The sequence below is a fragment of the Corynebacterium durum genome, assembly GCF_030408675.1.
Lineage (GTDB): Bacteria > Actinomycetota > Actinomycetes > Mycobacteriales > Mycobacteriaceae > Corynebacterium > Corynebacterium durum.
Genome location: NZ_CP047200.1, coordinates 61,749 through 86,417, shown reverse-complemented (window position 1 = coordinate 86,417; position 24,669 = coordinate 61,749). Strand labels below are relative to the sequence as shown.

The 24,669-nt window shown below is 57.7% G+C and carries 20 protein-coding genes; 11 read left to right on the top strand and 9 right to left on the bottom strand.

Annotation, left to right across the window (positions count from 1 at the left end; all coding sequences use genetic code 11):
• The first annotated feature begins 525 nt into the window (after nt 1-525).
• Genes CDUR_RS00310 through CDUR_RS00300 form a run of 3 tightly spaced genes read left to right on the top strand, consistent with a single transcriptional unit; the run spans nt 526 to nt 4,638 of the window.
• Nucleotides 526-1,833 (top strand): hypothetical protein, encoded by a 1,308-nt coding sequence (locus CDUR_RS00310; protein ID WP_179418550.1) that lies wholly within the window; start codon nt 526-528, stop codon nt 1,831-1,833.
• Nucleotides 1,827-3,578 (top strand): GT4 family glycosyltransferase PelF, encoded by a 1,752-nt coding sequence (pelF, locus tag CDUR_RS00305; RefSeq protein WP_179418549.1) that lies wholly within the window; start codon nt 1,827-1,829, stop codon nt 3,576-3,578. Before CDUR_RS00310 ends, pelF begins: the two co-directional genes overlap by 7 nt.
• A gap of 19 nt (nt 3,579-3,597) precedes the next feature.
• Nucleotides 3,598-4,638, top strand: a complete 1,041-nt coding sequence (locus CDUR_RS00300; protein WP_179418548.1) for a putative glycoside hydrolase — start codon at nt 3,598-3,600, stop codon at nt 4,636-4,638.
• A 222-nt stretch (nt 4,639-4,860) separates the two neighbouring features.
• On the opposite strand, the gene CDUR_RS00295 is transcribed toward CDUR_RS00300, so the two are convergent.
• Both CDUR_RS00295 and CDUR_RS00290 read right to left on the bottom strand, forming a co-directional pair.
• Nucleotides 4,861-5,166 carry a hypothetical protein gene (locus CDUR_RS00295; RefSeq protein ID WP_233452965.1) on the bottom strand — a complete coding sequence of 102 codons (306 nt, stop codon included), beginning with the start codon at nt 5,164-5,166 and terminating at the stop codon, nt 4,861-4,863.
• Between the two features lie 256 nt (nt 5,167-5,422).
• Complete coding sequence (locus tag CDUR_RS00290) at nt 5,423-7,132, bottom strand: cytochrome c biogenesis protein CcdA (protein ID WP_179419152.1); 1,710 nt, start codon at nt 7,130-7,132, stop codon at nt 5,423-5,425.
• Between the two features lie 190 nt (nt 7,133-7,322).
• Between CDUR_RS00290 and CDUR_RS00285 the strand changes: the two genes are divergently transcribed.
• From CDUR_RS00285 to CDUR_RS00275, 3 genes are read left to right on the top strand one after another with little or no spacing between them, the layout of a single operon-like run.
• On the top strand, nt 7,323-7,595 hold the full coding sequence (locus CDUR_RS00285) for a hypothetical protein (RefSeq protein WP_179418546.1): 273 nt from the start codon (nt 7,323-7,325) through the stop codon (nt 7,593-7,595).
• Nucleotides 7,596-7,634: 39 nt separating this feature from the next.
• Nucleotides 7,635-8,228, top strand: a complete 594-nt coding sequence (locus CDUR_RS00280; protein WP_179418545.1) for a sigma-70 family RNA polymerase sigma factor — start codon at nt 7,635-7,637, stop codon at nt 8,226-8,228.
• Nucleotides 8,215-8,871: an anti-sigma factor gene (locus CDUR_RS00275; RefSeq protein WP_179418544.1), complete on the top strand. Its 657-nt coding sequence runs from the start codon at nt 8,215-8,217 to the stop codon at nt 8,869-8,871. The genes CDUR_RS00280 and CDUR_RS00275 overlap by 14 nt, the downstream gene beginning before the upstream one ends.
• 1 nt (nt 8,872) lies before the next feature.
• On the opposite strand, the gene CDUR_RS00270 is transcribed toward CDUR_RS00275, so the two are convergent.
• The 5 genes from CDUR_RS00270 to CDUR_RS00255 all read right to left on the bottom strand — a co-directional run bounded on the left by CDUR_RS00270 (nt 8,873) and on the right by CDUR_RS00255 (nt 15,318).
• Nucleotides 8,873-10,099, bottom strand: a complete 1,227-nt coding sequence (locus tag CDUR_RS00270; RefSeq protein WP_006061578.1) for an RtcB family protein — start codon at nt 10,097-10,099, stop codon at nt 8,873-8,875.
• 474 nt (nt 10,100-10,573) lie between these two features.
• On the bottom strand, nt 10,574-11,554 hold the full coding sequence (locus CDUR_RS00265) for a hypothetical protein (protein WP_179418543.1): 981 nt from the start codon (nt 11,552-11,554) through the stop codon (nt 10,574-10,576).
• 326 nt (nt 11,555-11,880) lie between these two features.
• Nucleotides 11,881-12,582 (bottom strand): ABC transporter ATP-binding protein, encoded by a 702-nt coding sequence (locus CDUR_RS00260; protein WP_179418542.1) that lies wholly within the window; start codon nt 12,580-12,582, stop codon nt 11,881-11,883.
• Between the two features lie 647 nt (nt 12,583-13,229).
• Nucleotides 13,230-13,556, bottom strand: a complete 327-nt coding sequence (locus tag CDUR_RS12910) for a protein-tyrosine phosphatase family protein (RefSeq protein WP_325064672.1) — start codon at nt 13,554-13,556, stop codon at nt 13,230-13,232.
• A 157-nt stretch (nt 13,557-13,713) separates the two neighbouring features.
• Complete coding sequence (locus CDUR_RS00255) at nt 13,714-15,318, bottom strand: AMP-binding protein (RefSeq protein WP_233452964.1); 1,605 nt, start codon at nt 15,316-15,318, stop codon at nt 13,714-13,716.
• Nucleotides 15,319-15,348: 30 nt separating this feature from the next.
• Between CDUR_RS00255 and CDUR_RS00250 the strand changes: the two genes are divergently transcribed.
• The 3 genes from CDUR_RS00250 (at nt 15,349) to CDUR_RS00240 (ending at nt 21,113) form a co-directional block, all read left to right on the top strand.
• Nucleotides 15,349-16,710, top strand: coding sequence for a lysine N(6)-hydroxylase/L-ornithine N(5)-oxygenase family protein (locus CDUR_RS00250; RefSeq protein ID WP_179418541.1), 1,362 nt, complete (start codon nt 15,349-15,351; stop codon nt 16,708-16,710).
• 73 nt (nt 16,711-16,783) lie between these two features.
• The gene (locus CDUR_RS00245; RefSeq protein ID WP_233452963.1) at nt 16,784-19,396 is read left to right on the top strand and encodes an ABC transporter ATP-binding protein/permease; all 2,613 of its coding nucleotides are present in this window, start codon (nt 16,784-16,786) and stop codon (nt 19,394-19,396) included.
• Between the two features lie 4 nt (nt 19,397-19,400).
• Nucleotides 19,401-21,113: an ABC transporter ATP-binding protein gene (locus CDUR_RS00240; RefSeq protein ID WP_179418539.1), complete on the top strand. Its 1,713-nt coding sequence runs from the start codon at nt 19,401-19,403 to the stop codon at nt 21,111-21,113.
• Here CDUR_RS00240 and CDUR_RS00235 read toward each other — a convergent pair.
• Nucleotides 21,110-21,904, bottom strand: a complete 795-nt coding sequence (locus CDUR_RS00235; protein ID WP_179418538.1) for an alpha/beta hydrolase — start codon at nt 21,902-21,904, stop codon at nt 21,110-21,112. The genes CDUR_RS00240 and CDUR_RS00235 overlap by 4 nt on opposite strands.
• A gap of 2 nt (nt 21,905-21,906) precedes the next feature.
• Nucleotides 21,907-22,137, bottom strand: coding sequence for an MbtH family protein (locus CDUR_RS00230; protein WP_006061590.1), 231 nt, complete (start codon nt 22,135-22,137; stop codon nt 21,907-21,909).
• A 480-nt stretch (nt 22,138-22,617) separates the two neighbouring features.
• Between CDUR_RS00230 and CDUR_RS00225 the strand changes: the two genes are divergently transcribed.
• Nucleotides 22,618-23,577, top strand: coding sequence for an MTB12 C-terminal domain-containing protein (locus CDUR_RS00225; protein ID WP_179418537.1), 960 nt, complete (start codon nt 22,618-22,620; stop codon nt 23,575-23,577).
• 34 nt (nt 23,578-23,611) lie between these two features.
• Complete coding sequence (locus CDUR_RS00220; protein ID WP_233452962.1) at nt 23,612-24,667, top strand: iron-siderophore ABC transporter substrate-binding protein; 1,056 nt, start codon at nt 23,612-23,614, stop codon at nt 24,665-24,667.
• Nucleotides 24,668-24,669 lie beyond the last annotated feature (2 nt).

Sequence of the window (24,669 nt, the reverse complement as noted above, 5' to 3'; positions counted from 1 at the left end):
CGACGCAGGGTGGCAACGCCAGCGAAGGAGCCGCACACACCTGCTTCAGTAGGAAATTCTTCAACTTTCGGGGGTGTTTTTCACCCCCGCGCTAGCAAGAAGATTACCCATACAATATTAAATAATTTTAATGTGTAATTATCCTTAAACTAGACTGTGAGAGGAACACTTTCGATCATCGCAGGTCAACGGCTTTTGCTCGCGAAACGCTCTCAAATTTTACTCATGTATTGCTACGCAAATTTTGATATTTCGCACGGGAAGGTTCGTGGTCCGCGCGGCGTTCGATAGGATTATTACCGTGACAACCGGTCTGACCCTGATCACACTTACCTCTTGTTATTCCCCAGCTCCACACCCCTGGAGCGACTCTCGGAGCGCACTATGACATCAACTACACAAGCACCTGGATCGGAGCATAATTTTCAGCAGAAAGTTATTAGATCTGGGCAGCCCCACTGGATCAGTTGGGTTGTTCTAACTATCTGCACTGCTTTGATTCCGGTCACCTGGGCGTACATTGAGATGACGCCCAACCCTCCCGCCTTCTTGGCGGTTATCGGGTTGTTTGTGTGCGCGATCACCATTGGCGGAGCTGTCTACATGACGGTATACCAAGGGCAGTCCTACGCACGGTTGTTCCAACTATTCACCAACCTCTCCCCGACGATCCTGTTGATGTCCGTGTTCCCGTTCATCAGCGGCACCTTGAATTCACAGAGCATTGGTAATTCTCGCGAGCTCATGGTGGTGTTGGCGGTGTCTGTCACCGTCCCTTGGATTGCCAGCACGGTGAGTATGCCCGTCTACGAGCCGCTAGCCACCGTGGACCGCCGGGACACCGCACTGTTTTACCGCAGCTTCTGCCAACTGTGGCCGCCGTTGCTGCTGTGCTCCATTCCGGTGGTGGGTCTTTTTGCACTGGTCATGCTGTCCGTGAAAGGCTGGGGCGTCTCCGAGACCGGCTTTTTCATGGTTGGCGTGTTCACTAACATGTTGTTCTCTCAGGCCATCATCCCGGCGCAAGAGACCAAGCGTTTCGGCTACATCTTCTTTTCCTGGGTGTTCTATGCAGCCTTCATGTTCTGGATGCCGCAACTATGGTTCTTGGCGCCGGTGTTTGCGCTGCTCCCCCACCTGGTCCTGTTGAACTCTGCCCTGATTGGGTTGTTCCAGCCACGTGCGCTTAATCCCAGCCGCATCACCCGCGAACTGCTGCGTGGTGCACTGTACGGTGGCGTGCTCTGGGCAGATAAATTCCTGTTGGTACTGATCTACGCCGGTGAAATCAACATCTTCGTGGTCTATGTTGCCTTGATTCCTATGGTGTTGGCTCAAGGCGTGTACTTCGCCTCCCAGCTGGATATTCTCACCCGCTCCATGGAGGGTATCCGCGCCATGATCGATCAGGCTCCGTGTAATGAGTTGTCCACCCAGTCGGGAGGCATTTCCAGCAGCGTGGAACAATCCGTGGCCTCTACGACCTTGATCGCCAGTGGCCTGGGCCTGGGAATGATGCTCATTTCGGCCATCATGGGCATGGACCACAACACGGAAGTACTGGCCTTGGTGTTGGCTCCGATTGTGTTCCTCATGTTGATGCTGCTGATTTTCGAGCTCAGCCAGCTACAACAGCACCGCACTGCGGAGATACTGTCCGCCATTCACATCGCAGTGGTGACCATCGGCTTGATTGCGCTACCCATTCCGGCCGCGTACTTCTCGCTGATCATCGTCGATATTGTCCTGACCTACCTGGCATTGCGGAGTTGCCGTGGCGCTTTCGCTGATGCTCCATATGAGTTGTTCTGGAAGGAAGCCGCGAAATGGTAAAAACCCGCCGCCCCAACGAAAATTTCGAGTTGGAGGAAGTGGACGTAGCCATCGTCGCCGAATCAACCTACCCGTTCCTTAAGGGGGGTGTGTCGGCGGTGGTTCACGACATCATCACGAACAATCCTGAGCTGACGTTCGGCATCATCCACATCGCGTGGGACTCCGAATCCCCCACCGAATACCTCTATGACGTGCCGGGCAACGTGCTGTGGGTGGACATGATCTACCTCTCCATGGCTGAAACCAGCGTGGCATTGCAGAAGCTTTTCGATTCCACTGCAGAACTTAACGGCCACAGCCCCAATGAAGTGGCCAAGAAGCTCATGTACGCGCTTGACCAGGTTACTCGTGATAATCCGCAGCCTTTGTGGGATTTGTACGATGAAGCCGTCAACCCCCTGACCCGTTCGTACCGGCTGTGGCCGGTGTTCCCCACCAAAGCCATGATGCAGCAGTCCATCAAGATGGTGGGCAACGCCGAGGACATGTCTGTGGGCACGCTGTTCTGGCAGCTCCGTGACTTTTTCAGCCTTGCGTTCGCCATTACGGACCGCGTACAACCCCCGGCGAAGGTGTACCACGCCCACACCACCGGCTACGCCTCCGTCATTGCCGCCTGTGGTGCTCGGCAGCATAACGGCAGTTTCCTGCTCACGGAACACAACTTGTATGTGCGTGACACGGTGAACACTCTGCTGGACCGCCGCATGGACCTTCCCATTACCCGCACCAGCCACCTGGAGCTCCCGAAGAACACGGTGGAGTACTTCTGGACACGATGGTGGGTTGAAATGGGTGCCTGGCTGTACCCATCAGCCGACCACATCACCTACCTCTATCCCCTGGCCATCACAGAGGCAGAGGCCCTGGGTGGTATTCCGAGCAAATCCGAGGTGTTGCCTAACGGCATGGAGTGGGACGATTTTTCCTATGGGCGCCTCCGCCGTCGTGAAGCACTGGACGACATCGTCAGTGGTCGGAAGCAAAATTGGCGTTTCGCCTGCATCGCCCGCGTGGTGCCCATTAAAGGCATCATTGAACTTATTGATTCGGTCGCGCACCTCGTGCGCATGGGATACACCAACTTCACTGTTGACGTGCTGGGTCCCACCGACCACATTCCCGAGTACTACCGCCGCTGCGTGGCCTACGCAGAGAAAATCGGCGTGAGCGACCGCGTGGTCTTCCGCGGCACGGTGAAGGTGCGCGAAGTCATCCACGATTACGACGCCCTCGTCCTGGCCAGCTTCAACGAAGGTCAACCAATCGTGGTGCTGGAATCCATGGCCTGCGGCCTGCCCGTGGTGGGCACCAACGTTGGCGGCATGGACCAGGTTGTGCGCGACCCACTGCCTGACCTCGACGGCGGTGAAGTCGGCCCCTGCGGCATCCTCGTGGAACCCGGCGATTCTGAAGGCTTGGCCAAAGGCATCGCAACCCTCATGGGGTCCGGCGAAGCCTACCGCGAGTGGTACGAGAACGCCCTTGTGCGCCTGCAAGGCACCTTCCTCATGCCCGTGGTGATGAGCCGCTACAACGCCATTTATCGACGCCTCGGTGCCGCCTCCACGCCCGCAAGCTTGCCGAATGCAGACCTCGCGCGAGGTGAAGACGATATCCGCGAAGGTGGTTTCCTTCGCCGTCCGAAGGGCAGCCAACTCTTTGGTTGGGGTACCACGCGCAACCCCGAAACGGTGCGTACCGGCCAGCTTATGGGAGGATATTTCCGTAGACAAAAATAGGGAGACCTAAAGGAGAATAGTGCGTTACCGCCCACGCCTGGCCTGGATCCGCTACGGCAGCCATGACCTGACTGACGAGGAAATACAAGAGGCCGCCGGAAAATTCCGGGTGGCCATCATCCAGCCCTGGGAACTCAAAGCTGCAGAAACGCTCAAGGAACTAGATTCCGACGTGATAGTGCTGGCCTACCAGTGCTTATCCTCAGTGCGGGTCTATGAGAAAGGGCCGATCTACAGTTCCGGTATTTCCCCAGGACAGGCAGAACAACTAGGTTCCTTTGCCCTTAATTCCAGCCGCCGCCGCATCGAATGGGCAGGCTACCCGGGGCATTTCCAACAGGAAGTATGGAAGCCCGAGTACCAGGAACGATGGGTCAAGACGGTGGTGAAACGATTCGAGCACACCCCGTTCGATGGTGTCTTCGCCGACAATGATGTCTACGACGATTACTACAACCTTAACTTCCCGCTCTACGGTGGGGAAGAAATCACCACCGTCCACGCGGCGTTGGACCAGCTGGTGAGGAAAGCCGGGGAGGCATTACGCGGCGTCGATAAGCTGCTGGTGCCCAATATTGCTGAAGCTCGGCGCGAAAAAGATCGCTGGTTGCGGCACAGCAGATACGGCGGTGGCGTGGAGGAATGCTGGATGGGCTGGGACAATTCACCCGAGACGCGTCTTAACTACCGCGCGATCTGGCAGCAAATGCGAACATTGCGAGCACCTGGCGTGAGCGTGGCGCGCACTCCGGGTACGGGCGAGCCTGGTGATCCGAACCTGCTTTTGGCGTTGGCGGCTGCCTGGGTTTTCGCGCCAACCTCGGATGTTGCGGTATCTGCAACGGCGCACGACGGATACAACGCCATGCCGTGGCGAGAGGAAGCTCGCTGGGATCTGGGATTGCCGACCCATCCACGACCGTTGAATCCCGCGCCGGGCGTATATATTCGCACCTTGGATAAGGGAATTGCGGCGGTGAACCTGTCGCATCAGAGCAGGCCACTGGGGCGTCACATGCTGGAGCCGTGGAGCGGATTCATGGCATTGAAGCCGCTGTAGTCGGCCTGGTCAAGTTTGCTTATGCTCAAGCACCATAATGCCTCTTTTTGGAGCCTGAGCATAAGCAGATTTTATGCAAACCCTTGCACTAACGTTGTTCAGGACATTGCACAGTTGACGCCACGGCAAGCTTCACGGGCATCATTGCAGGTCACAATAACCTAAAACACAACAAACGCGCCCCCTGTTCGTGGCAAACAGAAGGCGCGTCCGCGTGAGATCTTAGGAAGCAGAAACGCACTCGTCCCAGTGGTCTTCGTGCTTGTGGTGCAGGTGGCCATCGTGGACGTAGTCGACGTGGTCGCCGTGCTGGACAGCAACGTGGCCGCAGCCCTCGCCGTGCTCGTGATCATGAGCCTCGTGAACGACGTGCTCGTCGGACTTTACGCACTCGTCCCAGTGGTCTTCGTGCTTGTGGTGCAGGTGGCCATCGTGAGCGTAGTCGACGTGGTCGCCGTGCTGGACAGCAACGTGGCCGCAGCCCTCGCCGTGCTCGTGATCGTGGCCCTCGTGAACGACGTGTGCCATGGTGGTGTCCTTTCGTTTCATGGAAGCATTGCGCTTCTGTTATTGAAAAAGATGATGCTTCTTTTTCGCTTCGAATCAGAGACTAGTTGAAAACGCTAATGAAAATCAAGCCTTTGAACTGGGAAACTTTTTCAACATTTTTAAAACAACTCTGGCCTGCACAAATACAAGCGCCGGTTTCTTATTGAAAATCCCTCCATCAATCACCATGTCAAGCACGACACCCCGATCCAGGGGTGCCAAGCCTAACTCACAGTCACCCAAAGGTCATCGAGTACATCTCCACGCCTTCGGGAACACTGACGTTCAGCAGCCCTTCCTGCGCAGAATCGCCACGAATCAGGTCAATCGAGCCCGGAACATCTGGCACGGGAATGTCCTTGGTACTGCCATCGGGGTAGGTAACCTTCAATACTCCATGCCCCGAGGCCACCAGTTGCACCACGGCGGCACGGAAATTCAAGGTCAGCGAAGCACCCTCGGACGCAGCCGGGGTAATAGAATCGCTCTTCAGATTCCAGGTTCCGCCCAGCGTATAGAAATAGCGATCCGGCTTCTCGACTTCCTCAAAAGTCTGCACGCCAGTCACATACTTACTGCCGGGGTTGGCGTAATACCGTGCTCGCGCCGTACCCAGATAGGTTTCAGGATTGCGGTGCCCTTCCGTTCCCTCTGCGGCACGCCCGCCATCCGCGCCAGATGTTTCAATGGGGTCGGGTAACTCTACATCCGGGTTGGCTTCTTTCAGCAGCGTACGAACCAGTTTTTCCGTATCCGCATACGCCCCCTCACCCTCGTGAATCTGCCGCACCTTCCCATGACTGTCAATCAAGTAATGCGCAGGCCAGTACCGATTGTTGTAGTTTTTCCAGGTGGCAAAGTCATTGTCCTGTGCCACAGGGTAATGAATGTTCTGCTCCTTCGTCGCAGCCTGCACGTTGGCAGCCTCATGTTCAAAACCGTATTCGGGGGCATGCAGACCAACCACCTGCAACCCGTAGTCACGGTAGGTGTCATACAGGGCGGTCACATGCTGGTTGGCGCGCTGACAGTTGATGCAGGCGTAGGCCCAGAAATCCACCAGCGTGACCTGTTTCGTCGGGTCCACGGGCTCATCCGTGTTCAACCAGCCGCTGAGTCCCGCAAACGCTGGGGCAACACCACAATCGTGCAGCTCACCTGGGTCGGCATCGCGGCAACTATCGAGGCTGCCTCCACCGCTTGTCGACGCCCCGTTGCGCACTGCACCCAGCGCTTCTTGCACCTGGCTATTGTCCCCGAGGGATCGCTGTGCACTAGCGGTCCAGTCGGGCAGGGCGCGTTGGATGCGCGCCGGGGCGTCGATAGCCAAGGCCAATGCCAGAACCAGCACCACAGACCCTGCGGCACCGCGCATGATCGTGCGGTTTTTCTGAGCAGCATCAATGCGCTCACCGATTTTGTTTCCCGCAAGCGCAAACACCAGCAATGGCGCGGATGCACCAAGAGCAAATGCTACGGTGAGCACCACGGTTGACCAGCCAATATCACCAGTGGCACCGGCCACAGTGACGGCCGCCAGCACTGGTCCGGCGCAGGGAACATACACCGCGCCGAGCGCCATGCCCACCACAAAACCCCCACGACCACGAGCTTTGTTCTGCAGGAACACAGGCCGGGGAAGGTATTCAAAGGGCTTGTCTACAAGGTGCCCTAGCTGCGGGACGATCATGCCGAGCCCTACCAGCACCAACAGGGTGATGCCTACCCAGCGCAGAATACCTGTGGGTAAACCGAGGGCACCGAGCACCACGGTGCCCAGCAAGGTAATGGCGGAAAAGCTGAGCGCAATGCCCGCGACAACGCGGAAGGGACGGGCACGTTCCCCGGTGGTCACGGCCAACACAACCGGTAGCACGGGCAGAATGCACGGCGAAATACCGGTGACCACACCTCCGATCAGGCCAATTGCTGCTAACTCCCACATGGTTTGGGCTTCCTCCTTGGTTATTGGGATGGGAACACCCAGCATTACGGAGCCAACCGGCCGTTCGGATTGACCCATTTACCCATGATGTACATCACACAATCCGGTGCAATCCGACGCAACCCAGCACTCCGTAGTACTGGGTGCATCCCGCACTGAGCGGGGCATTACATAAAGAATGGAGCAATTCATGCAGAAGAAGATTCGTTTCGCCATCGCCGCCGCATCCATTGGCATCGCCGCCTTCGGACTCACCGCATGCAACAACAATGATTCGACCGGGTCATCCAAGGAAAGCAGCACCATGGAGAAGATGGAGAAATCGTCAGAGTCGATGATGACCTCCGAGTCCATGAAACCCAGCGATAGCATGATGCCGAGCGACAGCATGGCACCCAGCGACAGCATGATGATGTCGGATGAGATGAAGCCCGACACCATGATGTCTGAAAGCAACCACTAAACACTGGACAGCGTCGTGCCTATATTAAGCTCACATGTCGTGGATATTGGAGCATCGCCACAGTCCTCGCAGTGGTGCGACGCGCTGTTAGAGCAGGTGGCGCGGGGTGATCAGCATGCCTTCGAGCAGCTTTTTGATCACCTCGCACCCCAAGCCTTGGGCCTGGCAACCCGCATTATTCATGACCACGCCCAAGCGGAAGAAGTGGTCCAGGAAGTTTTTGTGGAAGTGTGGCGCAAAGCCCCGCAGTTTGATGCCACTCTGGGTGGCGCACGCTCGTGGGTGCTTCGCCTGACCCGCATGCGCAGCATTGATCGGCTGCGCTCTTTTATTGCCTCCCATGATCGTGAGGAGAAGGACGCGACACAACGGGCAGCCGGTTGGTCCTTGTCTGTTGAGGAGGAAGCCGTATCCGCTGTGGAGAATGCAGAGCTCCGCCGGATTGTCGATGACATTGGCGAACCTCACACAACCGCCATTGTGCTGGCTTTTTTCGCAGGTCTGACGCATAGTGAACTTGCCGAAGCCACTGGCGTTCCCCTAGGCACAGCAAAGACCCGCGTGCGCGACGGCCTGCGCAAACTCAAAACGCTCTTAGATGGAAAGGGAGTGACGCACTATGACCCGCGATGATGCCTTCACCGACGCGATCCGCACCGAACCCGAGTTGCAGGCAGCTGGCGACGCCCTCGCTGACCTCCCATCCCCCGTCCCCGTCTCCCCCGCGCTGAAAAACTCCGTGCTGGCAGCCGTCGCCGAGACTCCCCAGGACAATGTAACCACTATTGCTTCTCGACGCCGCCCCACCCCCCGCTTCCTCACCATCGCCGCCGCGTGCCTCGCCATCGCGAGTGTGGGCATTGGTGCCACCGTGCTGTGGTCGGGCAGCAAAGAGGAGAGCGGGGGAAACGGGGCGTCGATAAGCGCCGAACAGGCCGGAACCCGGGAAATGCACGCCATCATGGGTGCCTTCGATGTGCGCAGCGCCGACATGGATGCCAAGGGGGCAAACCTGTCCATTGTGGTGTCCGATTCGATGGGCAAAGGCGGCGCCATGGTGGACGGGCAACCGGTGGTTGATGCTGGAATGGGTGCGCAAGTATGGGCCGTTGGTCAGGACGGCACCATGCGTTCCGCAGGCGTGATCGGACCGGAACCACACAGCGACGTATGGATGCCGCTGCCTGCCAACATTGAAAAAGTGATGGTTACTGAGGAGCCGATGGCCGGCAGTCATCAACCTACCGGTCGTGTTCTAGCGGAAACCCCGCTGTAGGCTACGTACCCTTGACGTTCATGACCTGGCGCAGGCGGTGCAGCACCGTCACCAGCGGCTCCGCGTCGCGCATCACCACGTCAATGTCCTTGTAGGCGTCCGGGATTTCGTCGATGAACTCCTCACCCGGACGGTACTCAATACCTTCCATGCGGGCCGCCAAATCATCCACCGTGAAACGGCGGCGGGCTTCCGTGCGGGAGAAACGACGCCCCGCACCATGCGGCGCAGACATCAAACCACCCGGGTAGCCCTTACCCTCCACAACGTAGGACGCAGTGCCCATCGAACCCGGGATCAGGGCCTTCCGGCCCTCTGCCGCATTCACCGCACCCTTACGGGTCAGCCACACCTCGTGCCCGAAGTGCTTCTCCTTCACCGTGTAGTTGTGGTGGCAGTTAATGCGCTCCAGCTCCACAAGCTCCTGGCCCATGAACTCCTCCAGACAGTCAGCGAAACGGTCCATCATTTCCTCACGGTTGAGGAAGGCAAACCGCTGCGCCCACTTCAAATCCTGCAGATAAGCCTTGAACTCTGGGGTCCCCTGCACCAAGTACGCCAAATCCTTGTTGGGCAGGGGAATCCACCACTGCTCACACAGACGCTGGGCAATCTTAATGTGCTTCTTTGCAATCTTGTTGCCCACACCGCGGGAACCGGAGTGCAGGAACATCCACACGCGGTCCTGCTCGTCCAAACACAATTCAATGAAATGGTTACCACCACCCAACGAACCTAACTGCTGACGCCACTTCGGCGAATGCGACAAATCCACACCCAGCTCTTCAGCCAGGGCATTCAACTCGCGACACCGATCATTAGCGCTATCCCGCAGCTGCCAGGAATTGTAGTTACCCGGCGACAACGGAATGTTATCCTCAATGGCCTGACGCAGGTCCTTCAGATCCTTACCCTGCAGGTCATCCTTGGTGAACTGCGTGAGCACGCCAATCATGCCGCACCCAATATCCACGCCCACAGCGGCGGGAATGACCGCGCGCTTAGTGCCGAACACAGTGCCCACGCTGGACCCCAGGCCCGTGTGCGCATCCGGCATCAGTGCCACATGCGGCCATACAAACGGCATCCGAGCCAGCTCACGTGCCTGCTTCAGCGTGGATTCCTCCACCTCAGAAGCGAAGACTTTCACCTTCCTATCCGAGATGTGCACATTATGCGTCGCAGTACGCGTAGCCTCTGCGGCATCATCTCGGTTCGTCTTACACATAGATTACCCTTTCTTACGACATGCAGAATTTCATCTACTTGGTGTTATATTTTGCATGCCAAATACACTTATGTGGTAAAAGTATTTCACCCAATTAAAAAGGAAATGACAGCATCAAAAAAGCGCCTCACGTTCTGACGTGGGCGCTGATGAATTCTCTGTAGCTACTAGCTTCTCACTAGCAGAGAGAGTGGGAGGAGTTCATCAAACGCCGAGGTCAGTGGCCATAGATCCGAAGGCTGATTATAGCTGCGCTCGCGTTCACGTTGAGGCTGTTCATAGCTTATCAGTGGTGCGCGTTGACTCACGGCGGGACTCCTTTCCATCACTCATTCATGTCCTGCATGTAACTGTATTGTGGCCCATCGCTTTGTCGAGCCACGGTTGATTATTACACATACTTTTCGCGAACGCAATAACATTCAACAAAAACTTTTTCAGAATACCTTTATGAGATTCTGCGGGGGATGTGCGTTAGTTGCGGGCGCGAAGCACGCAGCAGGTACCGACGACCGCGAACACCACCAGCAACACAGCCGCCAGGCCACACGAAAAACCCAGCCTCAACCCCTGAAACGCGGCGACGATAGTGCCTCCCAGCAATGTGGCGTGAAGCAGGCTGGCCAGGAAGGCAAACACAGCGGCCACTGCCAAACTGGCACCTAAAAGCATGGCGGGAATGCCAAGAAACCTAAGCACCCTGGTTGTCAGCTCACCAATACCAACCTGGTTGAGGTAGTCCGCTGTGGTGTTGTGCTCTGCGGCGGCGATGAAAAAGGTAACGACGCAGGCACACCCCACATACACCAAAGCCAACCCCAACAGCACCGAAAAATCCCACACGGCCACACCGGCATGGGGATCATGGTGTGCAATGGCCTCGGTTCGGCTCACCGAAAACAACACCGCCGGAACACCCAGAATGTACACAAGCGGCACAAACACCGCACGAAGAGACGGATGAAACTCACCCAACAACGCTGATAAGGCGGCAGAACGCGGTGATCGCGGGGTGGCTTTGGCCAGAACCTTCTCCGCAGCGCGGGTGAGGGGCAGCGTCCAGGTGGCTGCAAACCAGGAAAGCAGCAGCACAAAAGCCAGAATAACGAAAATCCCGGCCTGGTCCCCCGCTGAGATCGCACCCCACAGACACACGATGGCAATGAGAAACACCAGGAACTGGCCACTCAACAAGCGGGGCTGTGGGACCGTAATGGTCACTGGTGTGGGGTCTAGGTTTTCCCGAATTTTCCCGAACGCGGCCGAACGCAGCACTGCAAGAAAGGATAACCCGAGCGGCAGTGCCGTGAGTATGGTTGCTGTTGCTAAAGAAGTCAACGAGATGGAGGCATGCACGTGCTGGGGAAACAACATATCCACACCGTTGGCGCGGCGAATACGCCACAACCCCCCACTGGGTGACCACGGAAACCGGATAGCTGAGTACCGTTCCACCAGCGAGAATGATCGCGAACTGCCCGGCCAGCATGCGGACCTGGCGGCGGATAGGCCAACCAATCACGGCAAGGCAGGAGTTGAGATAATCCGCGCGCCGAAACGCCTTGTCCAGCACAAACGGCACGCAGAACAGGGAGGCAATCACCCAGGACACTGCCGCGTTCGTGGAGATCGGGACCATAATGTTTGAACTATCACCTTCCAAAGCGGCAGCGCTACGAATATTGAGCACCGCAGCAAGCACACCACAGGACAAGCCGAATACAGCAGTGGCGGTCGCTGTGGCGGGGAAGGTGTGCTTGGCGTACTCCCTGGTGACCTGTTTAGTGGTCGCTGGCATGGACGGTGCCTCCCTCCAGCAGTAACGTACGGTCGCACGCTGCGGCAACAGCGTGGTCGTGGGTGACAACCACCATGTGCGTCTTCATTTCATGGCAGGCACGCCGCATTTCGGTGAGTACTTTGCCAATGTTCTCCCCATCCAGCGCGCCAGTAGGTTCATCAGCGAAAATGACCTGCGCCGAGGTGACCAGAGAACGCGCAATGGCGGCGCGTTGAGCCTGGCCTCCCGATACCGACTCTGGGAGGGAATTGCGTTCCGGACCAATCCCTAGTCTGTCCAATGCTTCATCGGGAGTGAGTTGCTGTGGTTGTGCGTTTGTTGCGGTTGCGTCTGAGAGGCTGCGTGCTAGCTGCACGTTCTGTAAAAGCGTGAGCCCAGGAATCAGATGATGGTCTTGGAAGATAAGCGACACATGGTTGCGCAGGTTCCGCCGCAGGTGTCGTTTGCTGACGTTGGAAAGCATGTTTCCATCAACCTGGCAGGTGCCTTCATCTGCAGGGGCTAGGCCAGACATGCAGTTGAGCAGCGTTGATTTTCCCGACCCTGATTGTCCCATGAGGGCAACCATCTCACCTGCGTGGACATCGAGCGTGACGTTTTTGAACAGCCATGCTTTCTTGCTGTTCTTCCCAGTTTTCCCGTTCATGGCGATTGTCTTACCCAAAGTAGAGACACTCAGCATGGTTGATTCCCGCCTTCCGATCGTATTGCCGTACTGCGCGTGGACCCCATACTACAAGGAACAACCTCAGAAAATAACTACTTTTTGAATATTCTTTAGGCCCGTGAATAATTCCCCATATAATCGAAAGTGGGTCGCTTTTTCATTGAGCGATAGCACGAATAGTCACCCTTATTCAACGAATTTAATCACATTAAGACATGTGAATATTCCTGGCGATTCTGCGCTAAATGAAATAGAGTGAAGCAAGAAAAGAAGTAGGGGTGTTCCTCATCCGCTATATCGCGGTACTTGGGTTCTGACCCTACCAGAAAAACACCCCCTCTGACCAGCGGCGGAGGAAACAGTTTACACACCCCCGTCGAATAGATCACATTCCCGCATTTGCTTCCTTAATTTCCAATAAAAACACCAGGTCAACCCACTACACACCAAACGCCGGTATCGAGTTATCTGAGACCACCCCACCACCCCTGCAAGTTAACCCCGTTCAAAAACATGCTTGAACTGGGTAGATAGCGCTTTGATGGGGACGCGTCAACGTAGATAACTCACTGTAACACGCTTATCCAGCGATAATCGTGAGACACGCCTGCACGTCGCAACATAAACAACCAAACAACAAATCGCTTCTCTTTCGCGTTCCTTCACTGACCAACTGTGGACGCAAACCGTGAAATGTACCAGCGTTGCCACGGAGTTTCCACTGCTCGCGGATGATAGTTTTCTCGAATAAAGGCCACTGCGCTGGCTGAATCTATTCCATCAAGTACCGCAATGCATGCGAGCGCAGTTCCTGTTCGCCCAATTCCTCCGCCACATGTTATGTCCACACGGGAATCCCGTGCCTTTTTAAGCGCGGTTTCTAAAACACAGCGAGTTTTTGGTCCATCAACTGGAATCCAAAAATCCGGCCACCTAATCCACTGAGTCTCAGCTATGGGTAAAGTACGTGGAGAAAACCCTGCGAGCATCACAATATGATCGGGTAATTCCACGCCTTCCCGGTAATAGCTACGAGGCCGACCTCTTATTCGCGCACCGGAAGGGAATACAACAACGCCGGGTTCTTGTTCACTCCACTGCACCGTTGCATTCACGTATCTATTACATCATCACTCACCGAAGGCGTTAAGCCTCCCGCGCCCATTCCGCCACAACCTTCCGGTCTGGCTTTCCCACGGCGGTGAGTGGAACGCGGTTCATCATGAGCAACCGGTCGGGTTGTTTGAAGTCGGCCATGCCCGCATCGTGGACGGCTGCGCGTAGTAGTTCCAGGTCAATCTGGCTTCCGGGCTGCGCAACAATCCCCGCCACCACGGCTTCGCCAAGGTACTCGTCGGGAGCACCGACCACCACAACGTTCGCTACACCTGGTACCTGCGATAACACTTCTTCCAGTTCCACGCAGTCCACATTTTCCCCGGCTTTGATCACTACGTCTTTGATGCGGCCCATCACCACCACGGAGCCGTCGTCGTGGATGTGCACGTTGTCGCCGCTGCGGTACCAGCCGTCGTCAGTAAAGGATGCTTCGTTGGCGGCGGGTGCCCGGTAGTAACCGAGGATGGTGTAGGGTCCGCTGGTTTCCAGGCCACCATCGGCACCGATGCGGAGCTTATCGAGCGGGCTCATGGGGTAGCCCTGGGTGGTGCGCACACGGTCGCGGTCCGAGTCTCCTGGAGTGGTGAAGCACAATAGTCCTTCGGCCATGCCGAATACTTGCTGGAGGGTGTTGTTAAATGCCTCATCCACAATAACCGCTTGTTCCGGGCTAAACCGCGCGCCGCCGACCTGCACAAGACGCAGTGAGCTGAGGTCTTGGGTTTCCCATTCGGTGGCTTCGGCCCACAGCAATGCAAGGGAAGGAACTGCGGAGACAATGGTGACGCGGTGTTGTTCGATGAGGTCAAAGATCATGTCGGGGCTGGGAATGGGCGCACAGACAACAGTCCCGCCTGCGGCCAGCACCCCAAACAGCCCAGGGCTTGCCAGCGGGAAATTGTGTGCCAACGGCAGCGCAGCAAGGTAGACGTCGTCTCCCGTAATGGTGCAGGCAGCGGCCGCGCAGGCAATGTTGTAGCGGTAGTCCTGGTGGGTCCGGGCAATCAGCTTGGGCAACCCTGTGGTTCCGCCAGACACAAGCAATACGGCAGGGTTATCTGGTACAAACCCGGGATGCCACTCGGCCGCATCCGCACCAGCATCTCCCCTGTCAGTCCCTTCTGTAATCGGCAGCCCCCCAACATGCACAACAGAAACATCGCACGAAGCAGCCACCTCGTCTAGCAGAGCCTTATCTGTGCCCACTAGTTCGGCCGCCCCGCTGAGCTGCGCCAAGTGCGACAGTTCCGCAAAGCGATGACCTGGCAGTGTGAGTACTGGCACGCATCCGGCAAGCAGGGTTCCCATCAGCGCTTCGGCAAACGCTAGACCATTCTCAAGGTGCAACAGCACACGGTCGCCCGGCTGACGTCCCCGCGCTACTAGCCCCCGCGCAACACCTTCCGCATGGGCGCGTAACTGTGCGTAGGTGAGGGTGCGTGGGCCGTCGATAATCGCGACCTTGTTCGGGGACTGTTCTAGCTGGTCCCATACCAGCTGGTCCAGGGGCTGCCCGGCATCGAGTGAGGGGTCGTCGTTAAGGAAAGGCAGCATGGGGGAGCCGACGAATCCTGTGCGGAGGTTGTTGTCGGTGCTTGACATCGGAGCAGGTGAGGTAGTTTCCTTGTGCATAAAGGTAAGTCTAACCTAATATAATTAGATATGACCTTGCCTACCACTAGTTTGTCTTCAGATAGCTTGCCATCACATCAAGACATTCGCCAAACCAATGGCACAGACACCCTTGATGTCATTGGCATTGGTTTCGGACCGTCGAACATCGCATTCGCAGCGGCATTGGCCGACGAAAACGAAGCACACCCAGACAAAGCACAGCTCACAGCCCTATTCTTGGAGTCCTCCCCCACCACCGCCTGGCACCCGGGCATGCTGCTTCCCGACGCCGTGATGCAGATCGCTTTCCCCAAGGACTTAGCCACACTGCGCAATCCCCGCAGCCGCTTCACTTTTTTCAACTATTTGTTTGAAAACAATCGGCTCACGGACTTCATTAATCTGCAAACGTTCTTCCCCTCCCGCCAGGAAATCGCAGATTACATCCAGTGGGCGGCCCGCAACGTCCCCGTTGACGTGCAGTACGGCACCAGCGTAACCAGCATCGATACCGATGGAGACATCGCCGTGGTCAACACGGTCGACGCAGACGGCAACACCCAGCACTATCGTGCCCGCGCCGTTCTCCTAGGCACGGGACTGAATCCATCACTCCCCGACGGCCTCACCGAGAATGATCGAGTGTCCCACAGCGTGCACATTCTGCCGTTCCTTGAACAATTCAGGGAACACAACACCACCACTCCGAACAAAAAACTCGCCGTGTTGGGCGGCGGACAAAGCGCAGCGGAAATAGCAAAGTACCTGCACGCTACGTTCCCCGATTCGGAAGTCCACCTGATTCACACCCGATATGGGCTTACCCCCAGCGACGATTCACCCTTTGCCAACCGAGTGTTTGACCCCGACGCCGTGGACAAGTGGCACGCCGCCCCCGTCGAAGAACGCGAGCGTCTGCGGGCCGTCCATGCTGGGACAAACTACACTGCGGTGGATCCAGATCTGCTGAATGAACTCTTCCGCTTGACCTACAAAGAGCGCCTTGATGGAAAGAAACGCCTTTTCATTCACGACACCACATACGTAACGTCGATTGCAGAAACTCCTGATGGCGTGCAGCTTCAGTTGGAAAACTCCATGGACAGCACCACGGAAACCCTCAATGCGGACATGCTCATCTGCGGAACAGGTTTTAATGAATCCGATCCTCGGGAATTTTTTGTAGACTTATCACACATACCCGTGGATGACAATGGGCGCGTCATTGTGGAACGAGACTACCGGTTAGCTACTGGTGATACCCCCGCTCCAGCTATTTACCTGTGTGGTGGTGTAGAACATAGTCATGGTTTCAGTTCATCACTGTTGTCCCTGGTATCCATCAGGGCAGGTGAAGTTCTTGAATCGGTGAAAAGCTACCTCGCCACCACATCTACCCGCGTGACCTAACGCCACACACATGCGGGCGGCAGTTAAGGGCAGTGGCACCGACACGACACTACCCAGGAGGAGGAAGCTCGCTATGGGGAAAGGCTTTCAGGGAGCCATGCTCCGCGCCATGCGCGTTGAGGAGCACACCGCAACCGTCATCGAGTCCGAATGGCTCACGCAGCACGTTGTACACATTACGTTTCATTCCGACACGTTACTGAACAGCGACGGGGAGCTTCCCGCCTCGTGGGTGCGCGTATGGTTCCCTGACCATGAGGGCCAGGGAAAACTTCATCAGCGCTGTTACACCCTCCTCCACGCCGACCCCACCACTGGAGTCTTTTCCATCGCGTTTCTTATTCACACCCCCAGCGGCCCGGCATCCTCGTGGGCTGTGCGCGCCCGCGCGGGGGATGAACTCACCATGCAGCGATTCGGTGGGGACGGCTTTACTCCCGACGACCAACCGCCGCGCGGCTACCTGTTTGTCGGCGACGCAGCATCGTGGCCCGCAATCAACGCCATCATCGGCACGCTGCCCACCGGTGCACCCATCCAGGTTGTCATGGAACAATTCCGTGACGACGATACTCAGCTGTCCTTCCCTGACCACCCCGACATCACCGTCCGCTGGATACCCACGCGTCACGACGCCCGCGCGCTTGTTGACGCCCTCGAAGGCCACGACGTTCACGGGTGGCGCTGTTGGGTCGCCGCCGAAAGCACGGCAACCCGGCTGGTCAAATCGCATCTGGAACTGAATTTTGGCCACAATCGCGCAACCTTGCATTCCCAGGCGTACTGGATTGAAGGCCGAGCCATGGGCAAACAGGTTGATGTTGAACCTGACACCACAGCCGACAACTCAGGCGCAGATACTGCGGATGCAGCAGCAACGGAGCAGACTACGGCACCGGTCGCGGCGTCGACAAGCGATACGGCGACCAGCGATAAAGCTGCCGTTTCGGTGCTGCGCCCGGCGCGGGTAGCGTTGATTATCAGTGGGCTGGCACAGGCGCTGCTGTCCATCACCTACATTGTGCCGTTTATTCTGTTTTCTGAGCTCGCGCAGCGCCTGGTGCGGGGTGCGAACCAGGACGAGCTGATTCAGGTGGGGCTTGTGGGGGTCGGCATCCTGGGCTTCAATACGTTGGGGACGGCAGTGTTGCTGTTCGCGCAGCATGTGTACGATGCCAACTATTCGGCGGCACTGCGGAAGCGCCTGCTGCACAAACTGTCACGCCTGCCCTTGGGCTGGTTTAAGGACCGCCGGTCCGCAGAAGTGAAGACGTTGGTGCAGGACAATGTGTCTTCGTTGCATTATTTGATTACGCACGCGGTGCCGGACATGGTGGGTGCGGTAGTCACCCCGCTCGCCATTCTGATTTACCTGTTCACGGTGGATTGGCGGTTGGCGCTGGTGCTGCTGCTTCCTATCGTGCTCTACATTGTGGTCACGGTGCGCCAGGCCAGTGCCGATAAGCAAAAAATTGCCCGGATTCTGCGCTGGAACGCCACCATCAGCGGCGATACGGAACGGTTCGTGTCCGGGCAGGCCGTGAGCCGAGTGTTTGGCGACGATGCCACAGTCAACCTGCCCCGTGAACTGCAAGAAATGGGCGATTACCTGATCACCTGGCAGCGGAGCACCCTGGACTCCAAACTGAACTCCACACAAATGACCAAACCGATGAGCATCATGGCGTTGTTGCTGCTGGTAGGGACCGGTCTTGTGGTGAGTGGCATCATGCCTGCGGAGAACATCATTCCGTTTTTGATCTTGGGAACGTCCTTTGGTGATCGCCTGCTGGCCGTCTCCTATTCCGCCAACGGCATTCGCGAAGGTCTCAACGCGAAAAAGAGCCTGGAGCTGCTGCTCACCACACCGGAACTCAGCGAATCCAGCGATGGCTCGCAGCGCGATGCTGCCTCGGGCGTGGAAGACGCTGCCGACACAACTGAGGTCGCGAGCGCACGCACCTGCGGAAACATCACGGTGAAGAACGTCTCGTTCTCCTATTCGGCGGGCACACGGGCGCTGAACAAGATCGACCTTGATATTCCCGCTGGCACCACAACGGCGCTGGTGGGGCCGTCCGGGTCCGGGAAGTCCACCTTTGCAAGCCTGCTGGCGCGCCTGTGGGACCCCGAGGATGGTGCCATCATTCTCGACGGCGTGAACCTGCGCGACATCCCAGAAGATACGCTGCACCGCAAAGTGGCTGTGGTGTTGCAGGACGTGCAGCTGATCAAGGGAACCCTGTTTGACAACATTGCGCTGGGTCACCCGGAGGCAACACGCGAAGACGTTCGGGCCGCAGCCCAAGCCGCCTACATTGACGACTTCATCATGTCCCTCCCCCACGGCTACGACACGCCCGTGGACCGCAAGAGCCTATCGGGTGGCCAGCGCCAGCGCGTCGCCATCGCCCGGGCATTGTTGGGTGACCCGGATGTTGTAGTGCTGGATGAGGCAACCGCCGCCGCCGACCCCGATTCCGAATGGGCTGTGCGCAAGGGCCTCGATGCCCTTCTGGAGGGCCGCACCAAGATCATTGTTGCGCACCGCCTGCACACCATCGCCCACGCCGACCGCATTGTTGTGCTCCAGCACGGCGACATCGCTGAGCAGGGCACACACAATGAACTGGTCACCACCAACGGGTTGTACAGCAGCCTTGCCTCCAGCATGCACAGAAAGTAGACCCATGCTTTTCGACGCCCCCTCCAACCTCGCCGCCATCACCGGCCCCGAAGCCACACGCGACCGCATCTCATTTTTCACGCTGAGCGTCGTGTCCACGGCGGTGCAGGCCGGGGCCATCATGACGCTGATTCCGCTGTTCGAGGGACTTTTCTCGGATACTCCCGCCTCCGCAATCCGCTGGGTGGGCATGCTGGTTGGGCTGGTGGCGCTGGGGTGGGGCATTGACCACATCAGCCACCGCATTGGTTTTTCCTTGGGGTGCCGCATTCTCAAAACCGTTGAAACTTCCGGGGTGGCGTCGATCCGTGGGATGGACATCTCGCAGCTGCACTCCGAATCCGCGTCAAAACTTTCAAAACTACTGTCCACCGCTGGTGCTGAATCCCTCTCTGCGCTTGCGCACCTGATGTTCCCTCTCATCCAAGGGATCCTGATTACCCCACTGCTCAGCATTTTCCTGCTCACCATATCGTGGAAGCTGGCCATGGTGGCCTTCGTGACCGGCGTTCTTCTGACCTTGGCACTGGTGGGGTCTCAGCGCCTGATCGCCCGCTCCGAGGCGGCCTACGACGACGCCACCCGCGAACTCAACGACGCCACACTGGAATTCGCCTGGGCACAACCAACGCTCCGCACCGCCGGGGTGAGCCGTTCCGCCCTTGACGACGTCCTCCGCGGGTCACGACAGCGCGGCCTGCGGCTCCTCCTCTGGCAAATCCCGGGTGAGACGCTGTTCAGCATCGCCTCACAGCTCGGCCTTCTCGCATTCGCACTGGTCACCGGCATGCTGTACCTCAATTCCGACATCTCCGGCGCCACTGCCGCAGCCCTCATCATCGTGTTGCTGCGCATCATCGAAGCCTCCGGTGCCCTGTCGCTCCTGGCCACACCCATGAGCTCCATGGAACGCACCTTCAGGGACATCCGAGCGCTTGTCGACGCCGCCGACACCAGCGATTCCATTCCACCCACTGGAACGTCCTCTGAGGCGGTGGAAGTGCAGGTCAGCGACGTGACCTACCACTACCCCGACACCACTGTGGGCATCAATTCCATCAACCTTGCCCTGCCTGCGGGAAGCATCACCGTTGTTGTTGGGGAGTCCGGCTCTGGAAAATCCACTCTCCTGGACGTTCTCGCGGGGCTTCGGCAACACAACACTGGCAGCATTGCCTTTAACGGCACTGTCTTGGACGCACCCAATCGCCTGGCACATACCTCTGTGATGTTCCAAGCGACAGAGCTCCGTCAAGGCACACTCCGCGACAACGTCACCGCAGCCGATGCCAACGCTGATTTAGACAGCATTGCCGATCAGGTGCAGCTTGTTGACATTCTTGACAAGCTGCCACACGGCTGGGATTCCACCGTCGGCGAAGGCGGGAGCACGTTGTCCGGCGGCGAGCGTCAACGTGTTGGACTCGCTCGGGCGCTGGCCAAAAACACCGGCTTGTTGCTGGTCGATGAGGCAACATCCGCCCTGGACGCCACCAATGAACAAGCAATTGTTGATGCCCTGGGCAGGCTGCGGGGTCACCGCACCATGGTGATTGTGACGCACCGCCCCGCGTTGGTATCCATCGCCGACACTGTTGTGGTGCTCAAAGACGGTGCCATTGCCGAAAACGGCACCGTCAGCGAACTCATTGACAAAGGCGGGTTGTTCACCCACCTGTGGCACCGCTGGCAAGACGTTGAGCAGTGGACTGTTTAAGAATTCGTGCGAGTAAAAAACTCATGCACGAGTTCGTTGAACTCGTTGGGGCGTTCCAGATAACCAAAATGCCCGGCGCGAGGTAACTCGGCATACTCCGCCCCAGGAATGAGCTGGGCGACATCGCGCACTTGCTCGGGGAAAATCACGCGGTCATCCGCGTATGCCAACGTCAGCACAGGCACCGCGATCTGCGGGTAGTGCTGCGACTGATCGCTGCCGCAGTCCGCCGCGATTTGTTGGGCAAGCCCCACTGTTGATCCTTGCCCCGCGAAGGTGAGCAAGGCGAGCCAGTCGGCAGACGCGGCGTCGTCAAGCAGGGTGCTGGGGGATAAATTGAGCGTTGCGGTGGTCGCGGCGAGGTAGTCGGGGGCAACGGTAGACAGAGCATCCGTGACCGCCACGAGTTCTTTCGACTGTGCAATCTGCAGGGGCGTGAGGCGCGCGTGGGCGGCCGCAGCAACGACGCCCCGCACCAGGTCAGGCCGCTGGCGCGCAGCCTCCAGAACGATGCGGGACCCCAGGGACGTGCCCACGAGGAACGCCGGTTCGCCGAGGTGCTGGTCAATGATGGTCAGGACGTCTTGGACCAGGTCGTTGAAATGAAACTGCTGGTTGGGGTCGATGTTGCCGCCGCTGCCGCGGTTATCAAACGTGGCTACCCGCCACCCCCGAGCCACCAGCCCTGGGACTTGGTGGGCATCCCATACCCGGCCAGAGGCGTTCCGGCCCATCACCATGACGATAGGCGTGCCCTCACCTGTGATGTTCAGGCCAAGATCTGCGGCCATTATTATTCGCCACGTGCTTCCGCAACGGCTTTCCTCGCTGACAGCGGCAGAATGTCAGTCCAGTTTTCGTTCACATAGTCCAGGCATTCTGCGCGGCTTGCCTCCCCAAACACCACATCCCAACCGTCGGGGACGGCGGCGAATGTGGGCCACAGTGAATGCTGTTCCTCTTTGTTTCGAAGAACGTAGAAGCGTCCATTGTCATCATCAAAGGGATTGGTCGGTTGGCTCATATGTTCGCTCCTTGTTATGGTGCCGTGTCATTATTCATTCGCGTTCACTACTTGTGTTCGCATCAGGCGCTGAGCTGCCGCCGTGGATATAAGATCAGCGCGGCCCAAGGCGCGACGCATAGTTGCCGCCTAGCCGCACCGCAACATTAATGTTTATTCATCACGTGTCGGCCGCGTCTCCAGGATACCCACAAAGCAAGGCTCACCTAAACTATATAGTGAGAAGAAATGACTATTGGCATGTCAGAGGCGATAAATCGAAGGCATGTGGAGACACTAGTTCTTTGTTGAGGAAACAGCCATCTGAACCGTGCAAGTTTGTTCAACAAACTGAGGTAAGGATACCCTTGACGGCCTTTTTTTAGTATGCAACAATCGTCCACAATATTTGGCGCAGCATAATGGCTGACGCAGCTTAAGGGCTATGGCCAAATAACAGAAGTAATTTCCATAACACGCAAACGCGTCAGGAGGAAGGTCATGACACTGGCCGAAGCCAGAACCCAAGAAGACCCCCCCACCGAACCCACCGACGAAGCTACGGCACCTGTAGAACCCGTAGAAGCAGAAGAAGAATATGAAGAATATGAACCGGAAGTGACGGACACGCGGATGGGTAAAGGATTCGGCGTGATCGCCGCTGCAGCGTTGATCGTTGCACTAGCCTCAGCAGTGACTGCTGGGGCAACAGTATTTTATATTTTAGAATCCACCACCCGGAGCGAAGAACGCACCGCGCAGCTTGTCGCAGCCCTGAAGGAACCGCAATCATATGCCCTTCAGGGCTCTGCGGGAGCAACAAATCAGTCGGGTGCAGTTCAAGGTGCACAGCCGGGTCAGCCCGGTGCCGCCGCAGCCCAGCCGGGTCAGCCTGGCGCGCAGGCTCAAGCGGGCGGAGCTCAGGCAGGCGCGGCTCAGCCGGGTGCGGCCAGTGCTGGCGGCGCTGCACAAGGACAGGCAGCTCCGGCAGCCGCAGCACCGCAAGCCGCTGCTCCGGCACAGCAAGCTGCACCCCAGCAGGCAGCTCCGGCAGCCCCCGCAGCGCCGGCCCCAGCAGCTTCAGCCCCGATGCCTTCCGCCGATCTACTGCTGCAAACCACCATGGCCGCAGCCCAGCCTGGTGTTCCTGGCGCAGAGTTAGCTAAGCGCACGGTCGACGGTCCCGTCACCGCAGGCACCCTAGAGCAGGTTGCTGCTGTGCGGTCCAGGATGGCCCCTCCCCCCGGCATGGAAGCCATGGGTGACATTGTGAAGTTTGATGTCCGCGACGTCGTAGTCACGGGCGACACCGCCACCGCGACCATGACTATCATCTGGCCAGCTGGTTGGGGCGAATGGACCTACCCCAATTCCGGTTTCCAGTACGTGGATGGCGAATGGAAGCTGCAAAAATCCACAGTCTGTAACCTCGCTTCAGCAGCGTGGGTCAACTGTTACTAATCATCACGTCTTATAGCAGGAGATTCTCAACACCATGACGCATCCCACCACTGGTCATTCTCGCATGACCGTATTAGCCATGGGTTCACCCGCAGGGCTTTCACATCGCCCCTTGTATCGAACCGCCCTGATGATGCTGGCGTTTGTCGCCAGCATCGTGCTGGTTGCTGGCCTGTCGGCTTGTTCCTCGTCTGGTAGTGGCGCGTCGGGAGAAACGATCACAGTGAGCCACGTCTACGGCGAGTCTCAGCTACCCACCAAACCCAAGAAGGTGGTGACGCTGGTTCCGGGCTACACGGATGCCATGCTGGCGTTGGGTGAGTCTCCTGCCGCGATTGCTGGTTACGCTGGTTTCCCCAAGTCGGTCATGCCGTGGGAGGAAGGCAAGCTGCAGGTTGAGCCTGAGGGCAGTACCCATGTGCTGAAGCTGATGAACCCCAGCGACGTCCCGCTGGAACAGATTGCGCAGCAGGAACCCGACCTGATTCTCGCCGGTGCTTTGGCTTCCAACGAGGAAATTTATAAGAAGTTGCAGGATGTTGCCCCCACTCTCCCGGCGCTGGCTGACGGTAAGCTAGATTCCTGGCAGGACCAAACCAAGATTGTTGGCCAGCTGTTCAAGAAGGAAAGTGAGGCAGACAATATTGTTGCCTCAACAGAACAGACACTGTCGGCTGTGAGCCAGGAGTTCCCGGCCGCCGCAGGAAAGACGTTTGCGGTTGCGTTCTTTGGTGGCGCGGATAATATCCAGGTCGTGACGGACCCGAACGATATTACGGTGCAGATGCTCACGAAAATGGGTTTGAAGCTTCCAGACTCCCTCATCGGCCTGGGTGGCGGCGAAGGTGGCGTTCAGGGTAGGCTGTCCTTAGAAACAATTGATAAGATGAATTCGGATATCATCATCATGGGTTCGACAGGGGACCTGTCTGCAATGGAGTCATCTCCCCTGTGGCCAGGTCTCACGGCGGTACGGGAAAACCATGTTCTCAAACTGGATCCTGCGGCGGTCACGTCGTTCCGCGTGCCGACAGTCCTTTCGGTTCCGTGGAGTATCGAACAGATCAAACCCACACTTGCCACCTTTTGACT